This is a genomic window from Chitinophaga sp. XS-30, from assembly GCF_008086345.1.
GTDB lineage: Bacteria > Bacteroidota > Bacteroidia > Chitinophagales > Chitinophagaceae > Chitinophaga.
The window spans coordinates 3,117,166-3,137,784 of the sequence record NZ_CP043006.1 but is presented as its reverse complement, the minus strand read 5'-3'; the positions used below and the strand labels follow the sequence as shown (position 1 = coordinate 3,137,784).

The window sequence follows — 20,619 nt, the reverse complement described above, 5'->3', positions numbered from 1 at the left end:
GCTGCGTGTGGTCATATATCAAAGGTTGTACCGTTGGCTGTACAGGACATTCTGACATAAACCGTCCGCGTTCCCTTCCCCTGTTCCCGCTTTCCGGTGGCATGGTTTACATTCGGCTGACCCGTGAATACAGTATCTGTCAGCCCGTATTCCGGGCATAAAAGTACAAAATTACCACCTCAGTTGTATCGCTTTTGTATGCATGCACGCCGTCGGCCGCAACGGGCCTTTGATCAGCGAAGGTATCCGGTCACTCCCGGGGTAGCGGATCATCATTTCTGCGCTGGCCTCCCCGGAACCGGTTAAGGATTTCCTGCGTAATTGCCGATCAGCATAAAAAAAAGCATCCCGCCCATTGTTACAGGCGGGATGCTTTTATCCCAGATTTGTAGATTGTTTTAAACCAATTATCCCAGATAGGATTTGAGTGCGCCGCTATAGCGGGCTTTTTGCAGCCTTTTAATGGCCCTTTCCTTGATTTGGCGGATACGTTCCTTCGTCAAATCGTATTTCTGTCCTATTTGTTCAATGGTTGCGCCGTTCTCGCCATCCAGACCAAAGTAAGCGTTCACGATTTCCGCTTCACGGGGGCTCAGGGATTTGAGCACGCGGCGGATCTCTTCTTTCAGCGAATCATGCATCACATCATCATCGGTTACATCCCCACCTTCAAGAAGGTCACCCATGGCCACATCTTCCGCTTCGTGCACAGGTGCATCGAGGGACATATGGCGGGTATTGCTCTGGAAGATATTGTTGATCTCCGATTCAGACATCTCCAGGATCTCGGCCAGCTCTTCGGTAGAAGGCTCGCGTTCGTTCTCCTGCTCAAAGGCCATATAAGCCTTGTTCGCCTTATTATAAGTGCCAATTTTGTTTTGCGGCAGACGAACCAGACGGCCCTGCTCTGCCAAAGCCTGTAAAATGGACTGGCGGATCCACCATACGGCGTAAGAGATGAATTTAAAACCTTTGGTTTCATCGAAACGTTGTGCCGCCTTGATCAGCCCTAAATTCCCTTCATTGATCAGGTCGCTGAGGCTTAAGCCCTGGTGCTGATATTGTTTGGCCACAGAAACAACGAAACGAAGGTTTCCTGTAGTTAATCTTTCGAGCGCCCGCTGGTCCCCCATTTTTATACGTTGGGCCAGTATGGTCTCTTCCTCTGGAGTTAACAAAGGGATCTTCGAGATTTCCTGCAGGTATTTTTCTACCGCCTGCGAATCACGATTGGTGATCTGGGTGGCAATTTTAAGTTGCCTCATATTTTTAAAGTATTGGTTTACGAATATTATAACAGCCGAAAAGAATATTTTGTTGTAACATTTAAATGCTATATCTTACACGGTTGCGAAATTAGCCTGCAAAGATCGTGCTAATCCCCCACTCTTCCAAATAACTTGATATGGTTCAGGATGGGTTACGAATTACCGGGGCAAGACGTGCGCTAAACGTTTCACTGTCAACTGTTCCGCACTTTGTCCATACAGTCTCTATGCCTGTACGCTATAACAAAGTACAGCATATAAACGAAATTTTATAGCGTTTTCGTCACTATTTGCGAGGCTTTAGGCAAATTTTAACAATTGAGAAGTAAACACATTTAAATTAGTAACTTCTCTAATTTATTATAATACCCGTTGCAAATTTTTCAATGGATTACAGGAGCGATACATTCACAAAACCCACACCCGGCATGTTGCAAGCCATGCTGGATGCACCCACAGGAGATGACGTTTTCGGAGAAGATACCACCGTCAACAAACTTGAGGCCATGATGGCAGAACTTTTTGGCATGGAAGCGGCGCTTTACTGCCCTTCCGGCACAATGAGCAACCAGATCGCCATCAAAGTGCACACCCTGCCGGGCGATGAAGTGATCTGCAGTTCCCTCGCCCATGTGTACATCTACGAAGGGGGAGGCATTGCCTTCAACGCCGGAGCACAGGTACGCCCCATTGAAGGCGACCGTGGCATGATCTCCGCATCGGACATCGAAGCAGCCATCAATCCGGATGATGTGCACAAAGCCAGGACCTCCCTCGTCTGCCTCGAAAACACTTCCAACCGCGGCGGCGGATGCTGCTACGACTGGGAGGAGATATTGCAGATCAAAAGCGTTTGCGCCGCACATGGCCTTAAACTGCATCTTGACGGCGCCAGGCTGTTCAACGCCCTCCTTTCCACCGGCCAGACAGCCGCCGCCTATGGCGCCACATTCGACAGCATTTCCGTTTGCTTCAATAAAGGCATGGGCTGCCCTATAGGCTCCGTGCTGATGGGTTCTGCGGCTTTCATCAAAGAGGCCCGCCGCATCCGCAAAAAATTGGGCGGCGGCATGCGACAGGCCGGGTATATGGCCGCAACGGCTATTTATGCCCTGGAAAATCACCTGCACCGGCTGGCGGAAGACCACCATCATGCCAAGATGATCGCCGCTGCCCTGCTGGAAAAGGAATTTACAGGCCATATGCTGCCGGTGGAAACCAATATCCTCATCTTCGACGTCAAAGGGGAATGGACGCCGGCCAAATTCCGGGACTACCTCGCCAAAGAAGGCATACAGGTGATGGCGATATCGCCAACGCAAATCAGGATAGTGACCCATCTGGATATCACGCCGGAAATGGTGGAACGGACCTGCAAGGTGATCCGGTCTATGGAGTAAGCCGGACCGGCACATTCCTAAAAACGCATATTAATCCATAAACAACTGTCATTCAATTAATATTGAATGTGGTAATTTCTTATTTGACATATAGCTTCCGCTGTAACCTTTACCAGGCAAGGCGTACAGATCAAGTCCACCTCATCTCCACCTTCCCTCCATGGATACTCCGGGGACCACCCGCTGTTCCTCCATCTACCCTCCGTTGTTCCGTTAGCGACCTTCGCCGTGCAGCGTCTGGAATGCCTGCCCACACACCGCCCCAAACCATCCCCCCAAAAGAGGTGACGCCATGCCCGGTACGGGAAGTCGCCTTAAAGTTCACTTTATCCTCAAACTGTTGACCGGCATCGGATCATCCGGCTAAAGCTGATGATGCACAGCTAACCGCCTCTTCATTCCCCCTCACTCTTTCAATGCCGCAGCTGCCGCCAGCAGCAACTTTCCACTCATGCGCTGACGGAAGTCCGGATTAACATAAGAAAACAGTACCTGGCCCGTTTTACCGGTGATGAAAACAGCAGGCACGGGCAACAACGTAGTATTTTCTCCTCCTGAAGCTTCCCGAATGATACCCGCATAATTGGCCGGCACCTGGTATGCAATACCCATTGCCCTGATCAACATGCCCTTACTGTCCGAGTACAGCTGATAACCGGTTTTATTTTTGCCCATGGTGGCGCGAAGGTTCCCGGGCGTATCGGGACTGACCGCTACGACCTGGTAACCCAGGGCTTTCAGGTCTTTTTCAATGCCCGCCAGTTCACTCAGATGTTTGTTGCAATACGGGCACCAGCCACCGCGGTAAAAAACAAGAATCGCAGGCTTTGCCGAGATAACTTCCCGGATATCCACCATTTTTCCGGCAGTACTGCTGATCATAACAGAAGGTATCTGCATTCCTTCCAGCAAAGGGCTCACAGCTTCCGCTTTTTCCGGTAAACTGCCTGACTGCGCGCAGGCAAGCGTAACAACAAGCAGGCTGGCTGCAAACATTGACATAAATCTTTTCATCTGTTCATTTTTATTTTTTACGGGTCAGATGGAATGGTATTTCATCTGTTCAAATTTATTTTTTACGGGCACAAAAAACACCCGGGGCCGGCAAACCCAACATCCATGCCAGCCCCGGAAGCATAATAACCATTTTTGATCTTTATTGCATCAGTTTCACCCTGATAATGTCCTGCACTGCAGGAACAGGGTATGTTTCCATGCCAACTACCTGTATCGGTTTGCTTTCCGGCGTTTGCGGCATACCGCCGAACGCGCCCTGGCTGTTGCCCGCTCCGGGATACTGGTCTACTGCGGTACCATTGTCCAGCAGTTTCACCTTATCGGACAGATCCCCTGATGCCGCGGCGCTCACCCCTTCATCACCAAAAGAATAGAACCAGTCGTTCGAGTACCCGAACATAGTCGCAAAGGTGATCCGGTCCCCTTCCGAATACTCGATCCTTTGCTCAATGCTGCCTCCGGCATCGTCCCCGAGAAATGGCAGCAAAACCGTTGTAGCCGCAGCCTTTACCACATATACTTTTTTAACGCCCGGGTAAGCCATCAGGGACTGTTCCAGCGCGGTAGCATCGCCTGTCTGCGCAATATCCGCCAGGCCTTTGCCACGGTCTTTCTCCCCCAGTTTGTACAGCGGGTTTTCCATACCGCTGTACACCACGATGAGCACAGGCGATAATGGCGTGAATATCTTTGTCTGATCATTCAGATAAGCAGACAACGTGCTGTTGTCACCTGCTTCGGCCAGCATGGTGAGGCCATTAGCAGTGGGCTGCCCGCTTTCATAGATGGGAGCCGCGCTGAGCAGGTTGCCGCCGAGCATATTGGACACTGCCCATACACCCGGACTGAATGGCGTTTCATTGGCCGTGCCGCCGGAAATATTCCTGATGGTGAAAGTAAATACAGAATTGCCTTCGTATGCCAGCGTTCCTTTCATCAGCTGGCTGGCCGGCACATAAGCATTCCCCTGCATGTCGGTACCGCTCACTTCCATCACCGGCGCAGTTTCGACGGCGCCGGGGTGGTCAACACTCATGCCCGGCGCCTGGTTCACGCGGGTACCATTGTCCCACAAACGGATCTGGGCGGACACATCTCCTTCTACCGGCATACCGCTTTCATCAAACAAAGCAATGCCCGGATTGGCGGGTGCAAAGAAAAGATCGTTGGACCATCCGTACATGGTAGCAAAACTCAGCGCCTGGCCTTTGCCTGCGGAGAAACGGATGCTGATTTCCTGGCCGGGAAAGATGACGGGCGGCACCGGGTCCGTCCCCATTCCCTTAAAGGTCCCGGACTGTGCCAGCGGGCGGGACATCAGTACATTTTCAACAGAGAACGTTGTTCCCATCTTTTCGGGCATATCGTCCTTCATGCAGGACGCGAATAGCATAGACAGGCTAAGACCGCCTGCCAACAGGGTTACCCGGTGGTTGCAATGCTTCATAACAGCTAATTTTAGGTTTGCGTTTGAATGATAAGGCAAAGCAACTATTTGTATATCCCGTAATCATCCCGGAATTATAACAAAAGTATCACAGCCCCGGCCTTTCAGCATATTTTACCGATCTTTCGGCCCATGAACGAAAAGCACAGCCCACATCAAGTGCTGATCATCGAAGATGACCTGAACATTACCGGCCTGTTGAAAATACATCTGGGAGATCTCGGCTGCGAGGTCTCCAGCGTACAGAACGGTATCGACGCCATGGCGGCTATCGCCCGGCAAACCTACAGCCTGATCATTCTCGACATTATGCTGCCGGGCATCAACGGTATGGAGATCTGCCGCCGCGTCCGCCAGTCGGACCGCACTACGCCTATTATGATCCTCTCCGCCAAGTCGGAAGAAATAGACAAGGTGCTGGGCCTGGAGACAGGTGCGGATGACTATCTCACCAAACCCTTCAGCGTAAGGGAATTCCTTGCCAGGGTGAAGGTGATCTTTCGCCGCAGGCATGAGCTCGGGCAGGAAAGCAGCCCGCAGGCGCCGCTGCAAATGAAATTCGGAGATATGGAAATAGATATGGACAAACGGAAAGTCACCCTGGGCGGGCAACGCATCGACCTGTCCCCAAAGGAATTCGATCTGCTGGCACTCCTGGCCTCCAGTCCGGGCAAGAGCTACAGCCGCCAGCGCCTGCTTAACCTGGTGTGGGGGTACGACTTCGAAGGTTATGAGCATACCGTCAACTCGCATATCAACCGGCTGCGCGGCAAGATCGAGCAAAATGTTGCCAGTCCGCAATACATTCTCACCACCTGGGGCGTAGGCTACCGGTTTAATGAAGAACTTTAAAAAAGGCCAGCATGTCTTTCAAAACAATACGCGGCAATCTGCTTTTCTGGAAAATATCCGGTGTATTCACCGGCCTGCTCCTGCTGCTGGGCATCGCTTACGTGATCATGGCCTCGGCCGTCTCGCAGCAATATTTTTATGAAGTGAACCAGCAGCTTTACGGGAATATTGCCGGGCACCTTGCCAGCACTTCCAAGCCATTCCGGGATGGCCGGCCGGATACCCTGGTCACGCACGACATCATTCACTCCATCATGGTCATCAACCCCGGTGTGGAGGTGTACCTGCTGGATACCAGCGGAAGGATACTGGATTACGTGGTGCCGGACAAATCTGTTCACCGGCATTCGGTAGACCTCGCGCCCGTACTGCGTTATATAGATGAAGGCGGACGCAGCTACATCTCCGGGGATAACCCCAAAGTTCCGGGTGAGCGGAGCATCTTCTCCGCCGCGCCGGTGCATGAGAACGGCCGGCTCAGCGGCTACGTCTATGCCGTACTGGCCAGTGAGCAGCAGGCCAGTGTGCTTTCCACACTGAAAACCAGTTTCTTTCTCAGCCTCGGCGGCAACATTTTCATCGCCACCCTGGTGATCGCGCTCCTCGTGGGCATTATCACCTTCTTCCTGATCACGAACAGCATCAACCGTGTAGCCGCCACCGTTGCACGCTTCAAGGAAGGCGACTATACCGCCAGAATAGAAGGCCACGGAAAAGGCAATCTGGGTTTACTCACCACTACGTTCAACGAAATGGCGGACACCATCGTGGCCAACATGGAACAGATATCGGCAACAGACCGCCTGCGGCAGGAACTGATCGCTAACGTATCCCATGATCTCCGTACCCCGCTGGCCATCATGCAGGGATATATCGAAACATTGCTCATCAAGCAGCAACAGTTGCCGCCGGAAGAACAGACCAGGTACCTGCACATCATATTCGACAGTTCCCGCAACCTGGGCCGGCTGGTGGAGCAGCTCTTCGAGTATTCCAAGCTGGAGGCCAACCAGATCGTGCCGCAAAAAGAACCGGTAGCGATCGGCGAACTGGTGAACGACATCCTGCTGAAATACCAGATACTGGCAGAAGACAAACGCATTTCCCTTGAATTTGCCGCGCCGGAAGACCTGCCGCAGGTGTTTGCAGATGTTGCGCTGATGGAAAGGGTGATACAAAATCTGCTGGATAATGCCCTGAAATTTACCGCGGAGAACGGAAGCATTCGCATCAGGCTCATCAATCAGACCGATCAGATCACCATATCCGTTTCTGACAATGGTTCCGGCATACCCGCAGGCAAACAGTCCCTGATCTTCGAACGTTACCGGCAGGTGGAAGGGGCGGAAGCGGACAATAACAAAGGCATGGGCCTCGGTCTGGCTATCGTTAAAAAAATACTGGACCTGCATCAGGCCACGATCCATATCAGGAGCGCACCCGGTGACGGCACCACCTTCTGGTTCAGCCTCCCGGCCAGCTAAGACCCGCAAAACCGGCATTCCGCATCAACATGATTCTCAATATATTATGGTGCAAATTTCCATCTCTCCCCAATCTCCGCTATTTTTGCGGACTCATTACATGAACTGATGGAACTTTCGAAGAATTATATCCCTGCTTCGGCAGAAGACAAATGGTACCAGTATTGGATGGACAAACAGTATTTCCGCTCCGTTCCGGACGGGAGGCCTCCGTTCACCATTGTTATCCCCCCGCCTAACGTTACAGGTGTGCTCCACATGGGCCATACCCTCAACGAAACCGTGCAGGACATCCTCGTCCGCCACGCCCGTATGAGCGGATTCAATGCCTGCTGGGTACCGGGTTCCGACCATGCTTCCATCGCCACCGAGTCCAAGGTGGTGAATATGCTGAAAGAAGAGAAAGGCATAGAGAAAAGCCAGCTGACACGCGAAGAATTCCTTAAATACGCTTACGAGTGGAAAGATAAATACGGCGGCATCATCTACCACCAGATCAGGAAACTGGGCTGTTCCGTGGATTGGGACCGGGTGAGCTTTACGATGGATGACCATTATTACAAGGCCGTTATCAAAGTGTTCATCGACCTGTATCAAAAAGGGCTGATCTACCGCGGAGCGCGCATGATCAACTGGGACCCGAAAGCCAAAACCGCCCTCAGTGACGAAGAGGTGGAATACAAAGAGCTGAACGGCAAGCTGTACCACTGCAAATATGCAATTGTCAATGCCGCCGGGGAAGCTACCGGCGAGTTCATCACCATCGCCACACAGCGGCCGGAGACCATCATGGGCGATACGGCCATCTGTGTGAACCCGGAAGATGAACGTTATGCGCATCTGAAAGATCACTACGCCATCGTTCCCCTCGTCAACCGCAAAGTGCCCATCATCTTTGACAGTTATGTAGATAAGGAATTCGGTACAGGCGCATTGAAAGTAACGCCGGCGCATGATATCAATGACTATAATCTCGGCCTGAAACACAATCTTCCCGTTGTAGACACATTGAACGACGATGGCACGCTCAGCGCCGCGGCTGAAGTATTTGTGGGAGAAGACCGGTTCCGCGCCCGTAAAAAAGTGGTGGCGGCGCTGGCAGAGCAGGGCCTGCTGGTGAAAGAAGAAGAATATGCCACCCGTCTCGGATACAGCCAGCGCAATCCGGATACCGTGGTGGAACCGCGCATTTCCACCCAGTGGTTCGTGAAAATGGCCGATATGGCGCAACCCGCGCTGAACGCCGTGGTGAATGGCGATGTGAAGATCCACCCCGGCGACCGCTTCCTGGCCACCTATAAATACTGGATGGAAAATGTGAAGGACTGGTGTATTTCCCGCCAGCTCTGGTGGGGACAGCAGATCCCGGCCTGGTACGACGAAAGCGGCCAGTTCGTGGTAGCGGAAACCCATGAAGAGGCCCTGCAGCTGTACGCCAGCCAGTTCGGCCTTGAGGCAACGCAGCTGAAACAGGATGAAGACTGCCTGGATACCTGGTTCTCCTCCTGGCTCTGGCCCATGGAGGTATTCAACGGTATCAGCCAGCCTGACAATCCGGATATTCAATACTATTACCCGACTTCCGTGCTCGTAACGGGGCAGGACATCATTTTCTTCTGGGTGGCGCGCATGATCATGGCGGGCCTGGAATACAAGCAGGAAAAGCCTTTCAGCGATGTGTACTTCACCGGCATGGTGCGGGACAAGCTGGGCCGCAAGATGAGCAAGCAGCTCGGCAACTCGCCGGACCTGCTGGAGCTGATAGACCGTTATGGCGCGGATGCCGTTCGTTTCGGCATCATGATCTCCTCTCCTGCCGGCAACGATCTGTTATTCGATGATGCCAGCTGCGAGCAGGGCCGCAACTTCAATAACAAGATGTGGAATGCCCTGAAGCTGGTGACCATGTGGACGCCGGAGGAGAATACCGGCGCACCGGTACCGGACTTCGCCGTGGAATGGTTCGAGAACCGCCTGAATGAAGTGCATGCCGAAGTGGAAAGGCTCTTCCGGGACTTCCGCCTCAGCGAAGCCCTGAAATCCATCTACAGCCTCATATGGGACGATTTCTGCAGCTGGTACCTGGAATGGATCAAACCCGGTTTTGAACAACCGATAGACGCCGGTGTGTACCGGAAAACGATCGGTTTCTTTGAAAGGCTGGTGCAGTTGCTCCATCCCTTCATGCCCTTTGTGACCGAAGAGCTTTACCATCTGCTGCGGGAACGACAGGCCGGGGACGACCTCGTGATCCGCCAATTCACTTCCCCCTCCGCGGTGAACAGCAGCATACTGGCGGAAGGCGCACTGGCCAAAGAAGTGATAAGCAGCATCCGCGATGTGCGCAATAAAAACCAGGTAAAACCGAAAGACACCGTAGCCGTACATATTGAAACCGCCAGCGAAGCAGCATTCCGCCGCATAGAGGCCATCATCTCCAAACAGGTGAATGCCAACGCGGTGAGCTATACGAAAGAAGCCGTGCCGGGCGCCATTACACTGGTGGTGCAGAAAGACAAGTTCTACATCGTCACAGACATACAGGTAGACCCTGCCGCGCAAAAAGCCGAACTGGAAAAGGAGCTGGTGTATCAGAAAGGGTTCCTGCTGTCCGTAGAGAAAAAACTGGCCAATGAGCGGTTCGTGCAAAACGCCAAACCGGAAGTGGTTGAAAACGAACGCCGCAAAAAGGAAGATTGTGCGGCCAAGATAAAAGCGATCGAAGAAACATTGAGATCATTATAATTTCAGGGATCGTCCGGCGTTAAGTAACCGGACGATCCTCCACCCTATGATAAAAAGATTCATTCATACCGTCATATTCCTCTGCTGCGCCGGCCATGCTTCGGCACAGACCAAACCGGCAAAACAGCCCCTGCGTTTCCGCACCACCTGGGGCATTTACCTCAGCGATTCCCTGCCCCGCCCGGAAGTGCTGAAAATACTGGATTCCGCACTGGTGGTCAGGGACGCCCGAAACAACAAATTCCCCGTTGTTTCCTTTGACTTCACCTATGAGCAGAAAGAACCTTACCTGAACGATACCACCAACGAAATAGGCTTTTATACGGAAGTGACCGGAGATTCCTTCCGGGACAGCAGACTGTCCGAACTATGGCGTACCCGCCTGAAAGAAGTAGTGCAGAAAGGCGAAGTGCTTTTCTTCAACAATATCGTCATCAGGTATGCAGACGACAAGTATTACCGCGCACCGGAGCTGAAGATCGTTGTGCGCTGAACCTTATTCCCCCGATCCCATCAATATCCCCCAGGGCTTCATATTCGGTATCCTGTCAAAAACAACCTTCAGCAAGGCCATGGCCGGAATCGAAATGAACATCCCGGCAATCCCCCATATCATGCTGCCCACGAATACACCCAGCAAAGTGATCATGGCATTGATGGATACCTTGGAACCCACGATCCTCGGAAGCAGCACATTCGCATCCAGCAAATGAATAAGGAAGAGGGCCAATGCCGCCCAGAGCGCCTGGCTTAAGGTACCGGTGGTCAGTGTAACCAGTACCGTTATGATGATGGTGATCACCATCCCGATGTAGGGGATCACATTGAAGATAGCGCCAATAGTACCCAGCAGCACCGCATATTTCACGCCCAGCAATAATAGCGCGGTGATATACAGCGCGGCCACCACCACCATCTCTATGAACAGTCCCACTACATAACTCTTCACCACCACACGCGTTTTGGAGATCACGTCATGCACTTCATCCGCATGCTCCCGCCGGAAAAGCTTCAGCAGAAATACTACCAGCAGCTTGCGGTAATACAGCAAAAAGAATGTGTACAGGGGAATGAACACCAGGAACAGCACGAGGGAAGAAAGCGAAGAAAGTGTATTTACGGCGAACTGGGATACCGTGGTGATACTTTTTGCGGCCGTATCGTTGATCCACGCGATCTGCTGATCGGAATCAATGCTGAACTTTTCATCTATCCAGATCGTCAGCTGGTTGGCCTGGGCCATCAGGTTCCTTTCCAGCGTGGGCAGGTCAGACAGGAAATTGGTGGTCTGCCAGGAGATGAAATACAACAGCCCAAGCATGCAGATCACGAATATCAGCACCGCCAGCGTAGCGGCAAGTCCTCTCGGCACCCGTAACCGTTCCAGGCCCTGCGCTATCGGCAGGAGCAGCAATGCAAACAGGAAACCGAATGCTACCGGCGCCAGTATTTCCTTCGTTGTGCGCAGGATGACAACGATCAGCACAAGGCTCAGCAAGGTCAGGCTCAGCTTCTGATAAAACGGCTGTTTGTGTGTATTTCTCATGTTTACAGTTTAATAGTTGAACAACTGCTGCAACGGCACGATCACCTCGAAACGGCCCTTCCGGGAAGGATCATAGGGATCATCGTTCAGGAGCTGGCTGTACCGCATCCCGAAAGTAAAGGGCAGTACATTGCCGATCTTTGTATCAAAGAACAATTCGCCTCCGGCAGAGGCATAAGTATAGTGCTGTTTCCGGCGAAAATGCCAGGTTACGCTGTGATCGTAAAACATGTTGCAGCGCAGCCGCATGAAGAACAGGATGTTCGCAAATCCCCAGTCCGGGTAAGCTACCGGCAGATGATAATTCGCGCCCAGCTTCCAGATATGCTCATAGAAAGGCTTCTCATACCCTCTCGCATACACGAAGTTATCTGAAAAGGCATACCGCTGCAGGGTATCCCGCTGCTGCCAGGCGCCTTGCAGCACCAGGTTGTGATTGGCGAAAAGTCCCGGCAGGTAAAGGTCCAGCCGCCCAAGCCACTGCTCTGCGGGTACATGATTGACGGTTTTATAATACCGCAGCAACAAGGATTGGGCAAAATGCGAGAAGATGTTCTGCCCGGCGCGGATGCGCTGATTGGAGAAGCTCAGGCCGGCATCCACATACTGTATATTATCGTCCGTGAACCGGTATTTGGAATTGGCCGCGCGGTAACGGGCCAGCTGGTGAAAATTGCCGCTCAGGGTAAGATAACGGTAATATTTGCCGGAGGTGAAGTTGAGCGGCAGGCTCAGCCCTCCGTACCAGTCCAGTTCATTCCAGATCACCTGCACGGTATCGCTCACGCCGAGGTAACGCTGCATCCGGTAATCCCCGCCCAGCCGGAGGTAAGGGTACCAGGCCCCGTACAGCAGGCTTGCGCCCAGGCCGGAGCTTCTTTCGTTCGTATTATAATAGTAACCGATGTTGCTTTGCAGGGTGCCCAGCACATTCTCCCCGTAGAGGTACAACCCGTATTCCGGATCATCTATACGCGGCAGCCAGCTGTGAAAATTGAAGATCCGGTGGGCTTTGGGATATTTGCTGATCGTGTACTCCCTGGCCGGTAACTTGTCCAGGATATTCTCCTCACCGAAATCAGGCTGCAGCCAGGCGCTGTGATGGTCTTTTCCCGGATCGAAAGTTGTGCCGGCGGCATCGGTGCGCAGCAGCTTGTAGCCGTCCGCCGTGAACTCGCTGAACACCAGCCGCTGGCCTGATAAAGCCATATGCTGCACGCCATTCGGGCGGTCCGTTACCTGTTCCACCCGGCCGTTGTGATAGGCAAATACGTTGTTGACGTCCGTAAATGCGGCGGTAAAATAGATCGTGTCCCGGTTCACCGCGGGAATGCCGATGGTCTGTGTGCGGAAGGGGATCAGCATTTCGGTTGCGCCATCCTGCAGGGACTGGCGTATCAGGGCCATCCTGCCCGTCGTATCCCTTACGGCGCTGATGATGAACCGGTCGTCTTCCGTGAATTTCGGATAGGTGTAATACCAGTTATCCGGGTTGGGCAGCGTTCGGGTCACTGCGCCGGTTGCTGCATCCAGTATCCTCAGGGCGTATTCCTGGGCGGTGGATACGGTCACAACCGCTATTTGCCTGCCATCGAATGAGAGATCCGGGGAGAAGCAGCGGCGCTGCTGCCGGAGGGTGGCTGTTTTGCCCGTCTGGCGGTCGTATATTTTTACAACGGAATAATCCTTCCAACCCCATCGCGGGTCGTACCGGCTTTCCGTCCATAACAGCCGCCCGTTGCGGTAGCTGAAATAGTCATCAAAACCGATACCCGGCGCTGTGATCCTTGTTTCCCGGCCTTCCGCGTCCAGTTCATAAAAGGCAGGTATCTGTTTGAAGGAGCGTCTGGAAACGATGAGGCCACCGTTCTCCAGGGCGTACACGTACTTGTAATGGGTCACCGTGCGGGTGGCCGGTGTAAGCGTATCCGCCTGCTGGTCCGTTTTCAATGTCCATTGCCGGCGGTAATCGTCCAGCGAGGCGGCAAAGAACCCCGCAGCATTCCGGCCGGTGCGATGTTTCAGGCTTTGCGAAAAGGGATAGAACAGGCGGCGGTAACGGACGGCATCATCGGTCACTTCTTTCCAGAAGGTCTGACCATACTGCTTGCGGCCATAGCTGGTCATCAGGTAACCCGTGGCGTAGTGGTTGGGAATATAATTGCGGTAGGAGCCGTTCCTGATCTGCATATAAGCGTATTGTTTGCCGGCCAGGGCCAGCGAACGGTAGTCTTCAAAAAAAGCGGGCAGCCGTCCTCTCCCCTGGTTGCTGAGCGCCGTTTCGGTAACAACAGCATCCCCTTCCCAGAACCAGTCCGGCACGGCGATATTGGTAGCTGCTGCCTGCCCCAGCTCACCACCGAGATAATACAACACTTTGCTCAGCCCTTTCCGGAAATTGCTGTTTTGCAGCACATGGCGGTATTCATGCAGCGCCAGCTGGTCCACCCAGTTCAGCGCGCCCACATCGTTGCTGGAGGGCGGAGGGGTGAGGAAGAACTCTGAACGGAAGGGGCCCATCTGCACATAGCCGTTGGACTGGAGGGTCTGGTTCTGGAGCACGATGCTTACCTTCTTCTGCAGATCACCGATGGGAGCCCGGTTGTAACGGCTGATGTGATGAACGATATCCGCCACACGCTTCCCTTCGGCATGCATGCCTGCGGGAAAAATGACCCTTACCGTATCGGTATTGATCTGCTGCCATTTAAGGGACGGTGGATTACCGCCGAATTGCTGCGCCACGGCCTGTTTCAACAGGAAAATGGTGATCGCCAGGCATAGAAGTTTTCGCATAGGGAAGTAAATTACATACAATTTTTAAATTCTATATTAAGAACGCTGACATTCATGTGACAACGTACATCCTGCATTTTTCCGTATTTTTGTAAGATAAATAGTTTAGATATGGAAACAATCACGCAATCACCGATAAAATTGACAACGGGCGCCATACAGGAACTGACGCGCATCCGTCAGGAAGATGGCTTCGACCAGTCGCAGTACCTGCGCATTGGCGTGAAAGGCGGCGGATGTTCGGGGCTGACCTATGTACTGGGCTTTGATGCGAAGATGGAAGATGATGAAGTGTACGAGATAGCAGGCATTCCGGTAGTGATGAAGAAAGCACATGGCCTTTACCTGATGGGTATGGAAGTAGACTTCCAGAATGGGCTGAACGCACGCGGGTTTACTTTCAGTAACCCCAATGCCAGTTCCAGCTGCGGTTGCGGAACGTCATTCGCGGTATAAGCGCAAATAATTTGTATGTAGATAAAGGCTCCCGCTTGCGGGGGCTTTTTTTTGCGGCGGGGCAGGCTGCCTGAACGGGGCAAGTGTTGATTGCAGCTTTTGGGGAGGGCCCCGAAATGCCTGCGGATTTTTAGGACGGCATTTTTTGCCGGAAACACAACGGCCGCTCCATTGCTGAAGCGGCCGTTGCCATATGCATTAAACCCCGGGGGTTATTTGGCGGATAAAGGCGGCGCCTTCTCGATCTTCACCGCTTCTTTCTCCTGGGAAAGGGTGTTCTTCTTGTCGAAGTCCACCAGGATAGGCGCTGCTACGAAGATAGAGGAATATACACCGGTCACCACACCTACGAGCATCGCAAAGGCAAACCCGCGGGTCACCTCGCCACCGAAGATGAAGAGGATAAGGATCGTGATGAACACCGTTACAGACGTCATAATCGTACGGCTCAGCGTATCATTGATAGAACGGTTGATGATGGTTGCGGTATCGCCGTTCTTCGTTAACCTGAAGTTCTCGCGGATACGGTCGAACACGATCACGGTATCGTTCATGGAGAAACCGATCACGGTAAGGATAGCCGCAATGAAGTGCTGATCTATTTCCAGTGCGAACGGTACCCAGCTGCGGCAGAAAGAGAATACCGCCAAGGTTACCATCACGTCGTGCAACAGTGAGAAGATCGTACCGATGGAATACTGCCATTTGCTGAAGCGCAGCAGGATGTACAGGAATACCACGATCAATGAAAGGATGGTGGCCTTGATGGCTCCCGAACGAAGGTCATCGGAAATCGTGGGGGCAACGGTTTGTGAGCCTACAATGTATTTGCTGGTGAATGTCTGATAGTCAACATTCCCATCGAAATTGGCCTTGAGGCCTTCATAGAGCTTCTGGCTTACTTCTGCTGAAGCCTCGTCTGAATTCTCATCGATCCGGTAGGCGGTGGTAATGCTCAGCTGGTTGTTTTCCCCAATCGTTTTCACGAAAGGTTCAGAGCCGTAGATATTGCTTAGCGTTTCCCGTACCTGCTCCGGATTCACCGGTTTATCGAAACGTACGGTATAGCTGCGGCCACCGCTGAAGTCCACCCCACGGTCAAATCCATTGAAGAAGGAGCCGATACCCAGGATGAACACTACGATGGAAATGATATAGGTGTATTTGCGCATGCCTACGAAGTTGTAGCTGGCATGTTTGAATATCCTGCGGGAAATGGGTGTAAAATATTCCAGGTGCCTTTTCTTGTTGGTCCACCAGTCGGTCAGCATACGGGATACGAGGATACCGCAGAACATGGAGAGCAACAGACCGATGATCTGGGTGGTAGCGAAGCCCAGTACCGGGCCGAGACCAAAGTAGAACAGGATGCAGGCAGTGAGCAGGGAGGTGATGTGACCATCCAGCACGGGTGCGTAGGAACGTTTATAACCGTCCTTCACGGCATCCGGATAGGATTTCCCGCGGCTCAATTCTTCCTTGATCCTTTCAAAGATGATTACGTTCGTATCTACCGCCATACCGATGGTAAGCACAAGGCCTGCGATACCCGGCATGGTGAGCGTAGCGCCCAGTGATGCCAGGATGCCTACGGTAAAGAGCAGGTTAAGGATCAGGGCAATATTGGCGATCCAGCCGCTGGTGTTAAAATATACCAGCATCAGGATGAAGATCACGCCAAAAGCGATGATGAATGATTTGGCGCCGGCTTCGATGGATTCCTGTCCCAATGTGGGGCCTACTACCTGTTCCTGAACGATCTTCGCAGGGGCAGGCATTCTGCCGGATACGAGGATGTTGGCAAGGTCGGTGGCTTCTTCAGTAGTAAAGCTGCCGCTGATGGAGGAATTACCGTTCGGGATCTCGTTCTGGATGGAGGGAGCGGAATACACTACATTATCCAGTACGATCGCTACATAATTATAGGTGGAGCGGTCTTCCATGTTCGTCGGCTTCAGCGCGCGGGTGAGGTTGCGCCAGTCGCGCGTACCTACATTGTCCATGCTCATGGATACTTCCGGCTGGCCATCCTGACCATAGTCTGCCCGGGCAGCGATCACGCGTTCACCGCTGATCTTGGCCTTGGGGTTGGCCGGGTTCACTTTGATGGCAAATACGTCCAGCGGCAGGTTGCGGTCTTCCTTGTTGGAAGGGCCGAAAACGAATACCAGGTCGCGGGGCAATGTGGCTTTTACGCCAGGCAGTGCCAGGTATTTGCTGAAGGTGGCGGTATCACGGGGGAGCATGCGGCCAAGAACGGGACCGGCGAAGGGCTGGCCGTTCTGGTCAATAGCCGGAGCGAAGATGGTGAACAGGGGATTTTCTTTCCTGGCCTGTTCAATTTCGAGGGCTTCCAGGCTGGCGGAATCACCGGTCTTTGCTGTGGCGGAATCTCCGGCCAGGAGGCTGGAGAGACTGCCTGTGGTGTCTGCGGCTACCGGAGCATCGCTGGCTGCAGGTGCTGTTTCAGCAGCTGCGGAGGAGTCCACTTTCGTGGCTGTACCACCCAATGCGAGCTTCACGGCTTCATTCATGGGGCCGAGCACGCCGTTAAAGAACTCGGCGCTGGCTTTATATGTTTCCCGGAATTCGAGGTTAGCGCTGGCCTGCAGGTACTTGCGCACACGGTCAGCATCATCCACACCGGCCAGTTCCACGGAAATAATGCCGCGGTTCTCATCCAGGTTGATGGAAGGGGAAGCTACCCCGAACTTGTCTATACGGTTCTGCAGTACTTTATGAGTATTCCTGATAGCGGCCCTGGCCTCATTGCGGATGATATCCAGCACCTGCTCATTGGAGGTGTTGAAAGTGATCTGCTTTTGCTGGGCGGTGGCAAATATGGAAGCCAGTTTCCCGTTGGGGGCTTCCTCCTTGTAGGCTTCGCCGAACAGGGTCACAAAATCGGCCTGGCTGTTCTTTTTGCGTTCTATGGCCTTCTGAATGGCTTTGTTGAAAGCAGCATCCTTGGAATGGCCGGCGAGCGCGCGAACAACGTCCTCCACACTCACTTCCAGTACCACATTCATACCGCCCTGGAGGTCAAGACCCAGGTTCAGTTGTCTTTCTTTCGCTTTGGTATAGGTGGTAAACCAGGGAAATCCCGCAATCTGCTTGCCACTGGCGCTGTCCAGCATATACTCCGTTCTCTCTTTTACCAGGTTGCTGAGCGTGTCCTGATAGAAGGATTGTAATTCCTTGTTACCTGGATACTTCTGTTCAGCAGTCGGGTGTTGCCCGGCCACAAACGCTTCGGCGGCGGTCTTTATCTTTTTCTCATAGTTCCGCACCACGAACGTGAAGGACAATTGATACAAAGAGATAAGGATCAGTGCGACAGCAAAAAATCTAACCAGTCCTTTTAGTTGCATTTTGTTTCGGATTAAATATAAATTTTTTAAGAGTTGCAAAGATAGAATTTAAATTGATATATTAAAGCCCGGATAAAAACAGTTACAGAATCAATATCTGGCTGGTTTTGAGCTGATTCAGGCTTTAAAATTTTCCTATCATGATGCACCGTTTTTTGACGGCAGTTGCAATATTGGTTTTTTTTATGAACTGCCAAACTCCCGGGCGCATAAATTCTGCTTCCATGGCCGTTAACAACCAGAAATACCTGGATTCGCTGCTCGGGGCCAATGCCTCCAGGCTCTCCCCTGTATGGCAAAACCCGGAAGAATACAGGCTTCAGATCATCTATACGCAAATTGACCGGGACGCGGAGAACAGGCCTGTTTTCACGGACCATGCCTTCCACCTGCAGCCGGATCGCTATTTCTATCCCGCATCCACCGTTAAAATGCCCGCCGCCTTCCTGGCCCTGGAAAAGCTGAACCGGCTGGGGCTGGACAAATTCACACCCATGTACACGGACAGCCTGCAAGGTATTTCAGATGGCGTGACGGCAGACAGCAGTGCGGCCGATCTGCAGCCCTCAATTGCCCATTATATCAAAAAAATCTTTCTTGTAAGCGATAATGACGCTTTTAACCGGCTCTATGAATTTATCGGTCAGGAGGAATTCAACCGGGCATTATGGGAAAAAGGTTACCCGCAGTCCCAGGTCCTCCACCGCCTCAGCGTTCCCCTCTCCCCGGAAGCCAACCGGTCCACCAACGCCGTATGGTTTGAAAAGGACGGAAAACAGCTGTGCCGGCAACCGGCGCAGCTCAGTACCCTGCAATTCCCCGTGCGCCGGGACTTTGCGGGGAAGGCCCACTATGTTGACAAACAGCTGATACCCTCCCCTTTCGACTTCTCCGCCAAGAACCGGATGCTGCTGGCAGACCTTCATAATATCCTGAAAAGCATAATTTTTCCGGAAAGTGTAACATCCCGGCAAGCTTTTCGTTTAACAGAGGATGATTACCGGTTTTTATACCGGTATATGTCGCAACAACCCACGGAAACCAGCTATCCGGCCTACGATTCCACGGAATTTCACAACAATTATGTGAAATATCTCCTCGGCGGGGCCGATAAAGCCGTACAGCTGCCTCCCGGGATGCGGATATTCAACAAACCCGGCTGGGCATATGGGTTCCTGACCGATGTGGCGTATGTGGCGGATTTCGATCATGGCGTGGAGTTCCTGCTTTCCGCTACCGTGTATGTAAACAGCAATGGGGTGATCGGCGACAACACATACGATTTTGAGTCCATCGGCCGCCCCTTCCTCAGGGAACTGGGAACAGTGATCTACGAAGCGGAACGGCAAAGGCTCAGAAAATACAAACCTGATCTGGAACGTTATAAAATAAAGTATGATAAACAGTAATCGTCAACTCACACAATTCATCAATAAAAAAGAGAGCATGGTAACAAAGAAAAACCGGATCTGGGCAATGCTGGCCCTGGTAGTGGCATTTGCAGGATTGTCTTCCTGCCTGAAGAACAACACGACACCGCAAAAACCTTACACTTCGCTGGCTTTCATCAGCGGTGTTCCCACCACGTATGCGGCTGATATCTATGTCAACAACGCAAAAGAGGGGGCAAACCTGGGATTTGCCGTGTACGGCGGTTTTACATCTGAAACTCTCGGTTCCCTCAAGATAGATTTCAAAAAAGCCGGCGGGGACAGCATCCTGGCTACAACCACCGGCATATACGATACGCTGGACTATCACACCCACATTCTTTACGGACAGTCCCCGATCGATGTGTACACGATCAACGAAGCCTATACATTTGACGATCTCAGCACGGAAAAATCAAATGTCCGTTTCTTCAATCTCAGCCCCGATCTGGGCCCTGTAGATTTCTATATCAACGACACCAAGGTTTCTTCCAGCCGGCAGAACATGGATTTTCTGGGCGGTGTGTACGACTCTTTCGTACCCACGGATGCCAATACCGTTACCGTCCGGGCCAAAGCGGCAGGTACCGATACAGAGATCGCTGTTAAAACAGACGTTACTTTGGGTCGCGGATTCGCGCAAACGATATTCCTGGCCGGTCTTGAAGGCAACACCGGGGATTTCAAGCCCAAGATCGCGATCATGAACCACTAATTTTCCATTCATCGCAATAATGATCGATCCCGGATCTGCAGCGGCTGAAAAAGCTGCTGACGGATCCGGGATCTTCTTTTGGGAACGACGAA

Annotated in this window: 14 protein-coding genes; 8 read left to right on the top strand and 6 right to left on the bottom strand. The window is 52.5% G+C overall.

The features are described from left to right. Positions 1–407 precede the first annotated feature (407 nt). Positions 408–1,265, bottom strand: a complete 858-nt coding sequence (locus FW415_RS12875) for an RNA polymerase sigma factor RpoD/SigA (RefSeq protein WP_148385570.1) — start codon at positions 1,263–1,265, stop codon at positions 408–410. Positions 1,266–1,654: 389 nt separating this feature from the next. Between FW415_RS12875 and FW415_RS12870 the strand changes: the two genes are divergently transcribed. Further along, complete coding sequence (locus FW415_RS12870) at positions 1,655–2,668, top strand: low specificity L-threonine aldolase (protein ID WP_148385568.1); 1,014 nt, start codon at positions 1,655–1,657, stop codon at positions 2,666–2,668. Positions 2,669–3,073: 405 nt separating this feature from the next. Here the strand turns inward: FW415_RS12870 and FW415_RS12865 are convergent, their stop codons facing one another. Both FW415_RS12865 and FW415_RS12860 read right to left on the bottom strand, forming a co-directional pair. Next, on the bottom strand, positions 3,074–3,682 hold the full coding sequence (locus FW415_RS12865; RefSeq protein WP_148385565.1) for a peroxiredoxin-like family protein: 609 nt from the start codon (positions 3,680–3,682) through the stop codon (positions 3,074–3,076). A gap of 142 nt (positions 3,683–3,824) precedes the next feature. Further along, entirely contained in the window at positions 3,825–5,132 is a 1,308-nt protein-coding gene (locus FW415_RS12860) for a spondin domain-containing protein (RefSeq protein WP_246858732.1), read from the bottom strand. Between the two features lie 132 nt (positions 5,133–5,264). Between FW415_RS12860 and FW415_RS12855 the strand changes: the two genes are divergently transcribed. The 4 genes from FW415_RS12855 (at position 5,265) to FW415_RS12840 (ending at position 10,706) form a co-directional block, all read left to right on the top strand. Beyond that, entirely contained in the window at positions 5,265–5,984 is a 720-nt protein-coding gene (locus tag FW415_RS12855; RefSeq protein WP_148385563.1) for a response regulator transcription factor, read from the top strand. 11 nt (positions 5,985–5,995) lie between these two features. Then, complete coding sequence (locus FW415_RS12850; RefSeq protein ID WP_148385561.1) at positions 5,996–7,468, top strand: cell wall metabolism sensor histidine kinase WalK; 1,473 nt, start codon at positions 5,996–5,998, stop codon at positions 7,466–7,468. 108 nt (positions 7,469–7,576) lie between these two features. Continuing rightward, positions 7,577–10,213, top strand: a complete 2,637-nt coding sequence (locus FW415_RS12845; RefSeq protein ID WP_148385559.1) for a valine--tRNA ligase — start codon at positions 7,577–7,579, stop codon at positions 10,211–10,213. A gap of 46 nt (positions 10,214–10,259) precedes the next feature. Next, a complete protein-coding gene (locus FW415_RS12840) occupies positions 10,260–10,706 on the top strand; it encodes a hypothetical protein (RefSeq protein ID WP_148385556.1) in 447 nt (148 codons plus the stop codon). Between the two features lie 3 nt (positions 10,707–10,709). Here FW415_RS12840 and FW415_RS12835 read toward each other — a convergent pair whose 3' ends face one another. Together FW415_RS12835 and FW415_RS12830 are read right to left on the bottom strand one after the other, a co-directional pair. Beyond that, complete coding sequence (locus tag FW415_RS12835) at positions 10,710–11,759, bottom strand: AI-2E family transporter (protein ID WP_148385553.1); 1,050 nt, start codon at positions 11,757–11,759, stop codon at positions 10,710–10,712. A 9-nt stretch (positions 11,760–11,768) separates the two neighbouring features. Next, entirely contained in the window at positions 11,769–14,555 is a 2,787-nt protein-coding gene (locus FW415_RS12830) for a hypothetical protein (RefSeq protein WP_148385551.1), read from the bottom strand. Between the two features lie 111 nt (positions 14,556–14,666). Here FW415_RS12830 and FW415_RS12825 point away from each other — a divergent pair, with 111 nt between their 5' ends. Further along, positions 14,667–15,011: an iron-sulfur cluster assembly accessory protein gene (locus tag FW415_RS12825; protein ID WP_148385549.1), complete on the top strand. Its 345-nt coding sequence runs from the start codon at positions 14,667–14,669 to the stop codon at positions 15,009–15,011. Between the two features lie 212 nt (positions 15,012–15,223). Here the strand turns inward: FW415_RS12825 and secDF are convergent, their stop codons facing one another. Next, on the bottom strand, positions 15,224–18,382 hold the full coding sequence (gene secDF / locus FW415_RS12820) for a protein translocase subunit SecDF (RefSeq protein WP_148385547.1): 3,159 nt from the start codon (positions 18,380–18,382) through the stop codon (positions 15,224–15,226). A gap of 224 nt (positions 18,383–18,606) precedes the next feature. Between secDF and FW415_RS12815 the strand changes: the two genes are divergently transcribed. Continuing rightward, positions 18,607–19,791, top strand: coding sequence for a serine hydrolase (locus tag FW415_RS12815; RefSeq protein WP_148385544.1), 1,185 nt, complete (start codon positions 18,607–18,609; stop codon positions 19,789–19,791). Positions 19,792–19,828: 37 nt separating this feature from the next. After that, positions 19,829–20,527 (top strand): DUF4397 domain-containing protein, encoded by a 699-nt coding sequence (locus tag FW415_RS12810; RefSeq protein ID WP_168208800.1) that lies wholly within the window; start codon positions 19,829–19,831, stop codon positions 20,525–20,527. Positions 20,528–20,619 lie beyond the last annotated feature (92 nt).

Excerpts from the sequence above, each read along its gene's own strand:
- FW415_RS12830 (WP_148385551.1), bottom strand. The coding sequence starts at position 14,555 with ATGCGAAAACTTCTATGCCTGGCGATCACCATTTTCCTGTTGAAACAG.
- FW415_RS12860 (WP_246858732.1), bottom strand. The coding sequence starts at position 5,132 with ATGAAGCATTGCAACCACCGGGTAACCCTGTTGGCAGGCGGTCTTAGC.
- FW415_RS12825 (WP_148385549.1), top strand. The coding sequence starts at position 14,667 with ATGGAAACAATCACGCAATCACCGATAAAATTGACAACGGGCGCCATA.
- FW415_RS12840 (WP_148385556.1), top strand. The coding sequence starts at position 10,260 with ATGATAAAAAGATTCATTCATACCGTCATATTCCTCTGCTGCGCCGGC.
- FW415_RS12865 (WP_148385565.1), bottom strand. The coding sequence starts at position 3,682 with ATGAAAAGATTTATGTCAATGTTTGCAGCCAGCCTGCTTGTTGTTACG.
- FW415_RS12855 (WP_148385563.1), top strand. The coding sequence starts at position 5,265 with ATGAACGAAAAGCACAGCCCACATCAAGTGCTGATCATCGAAGATGAC.
- FW415_RS12850 (WP_148385561.1), top strand. The coding sequence starts at position 5,996 with ATGTCTTTCAAAACAATACGCGGCAATCTGCTTTTCTGGAAAATATCC.
- FW415_RS12870 (WP_148385568.1), top strand. The coding sequence starts at position 1,655 with ATGGATTACAGGAGCGATACATTCACAAAACCCACACCCGGCATGTTG.
- FW415_RS12835 (WP_148385553.1), bottom strand. The coding sequence starts at position 11,759 with ATGAGAAATACACACAAACAGCCGTTTTATCAGAAGCTGAGCCTGACC.
- FW415_RS12875 (WP_148385570.1), bottom strand. The coding sequence starts at position 1,265 with ATGAGGCAACTTAAAATTGCCACCCAGATCACCAATCGTGATTCGCAG.
- FW415_RS12815 (WP_148385544.1), top strand. The coding sequence starts at position 18,607 with ATGGCCGTTAACAACCAGAAATACCTGGATTCGCTGCTCGGGGCCAAT.
- secDF (WP_148385547.1), bottom strand. The coding sequence starts at position 18,382 with ATGCAACTAAAAGGACTGGTTAGATTTTTTGCTGTCGCACTGATCCTT.
- FW415_RS12810 (WP_168208800.1), top strand. The coding sequence starts at position 19,829 with ATGGTAACAAAGAAAAACCGGATCTGGGCAATGCTGGCCCTGGTAGTG.
- FW415_RS12845 (WP_148385559.1), top strand. The coding sequence starts at position 7,577 with ATGGAACTTTCGAAGAATTATATCCCTGCTTCGGCAGAAGACAAATGG.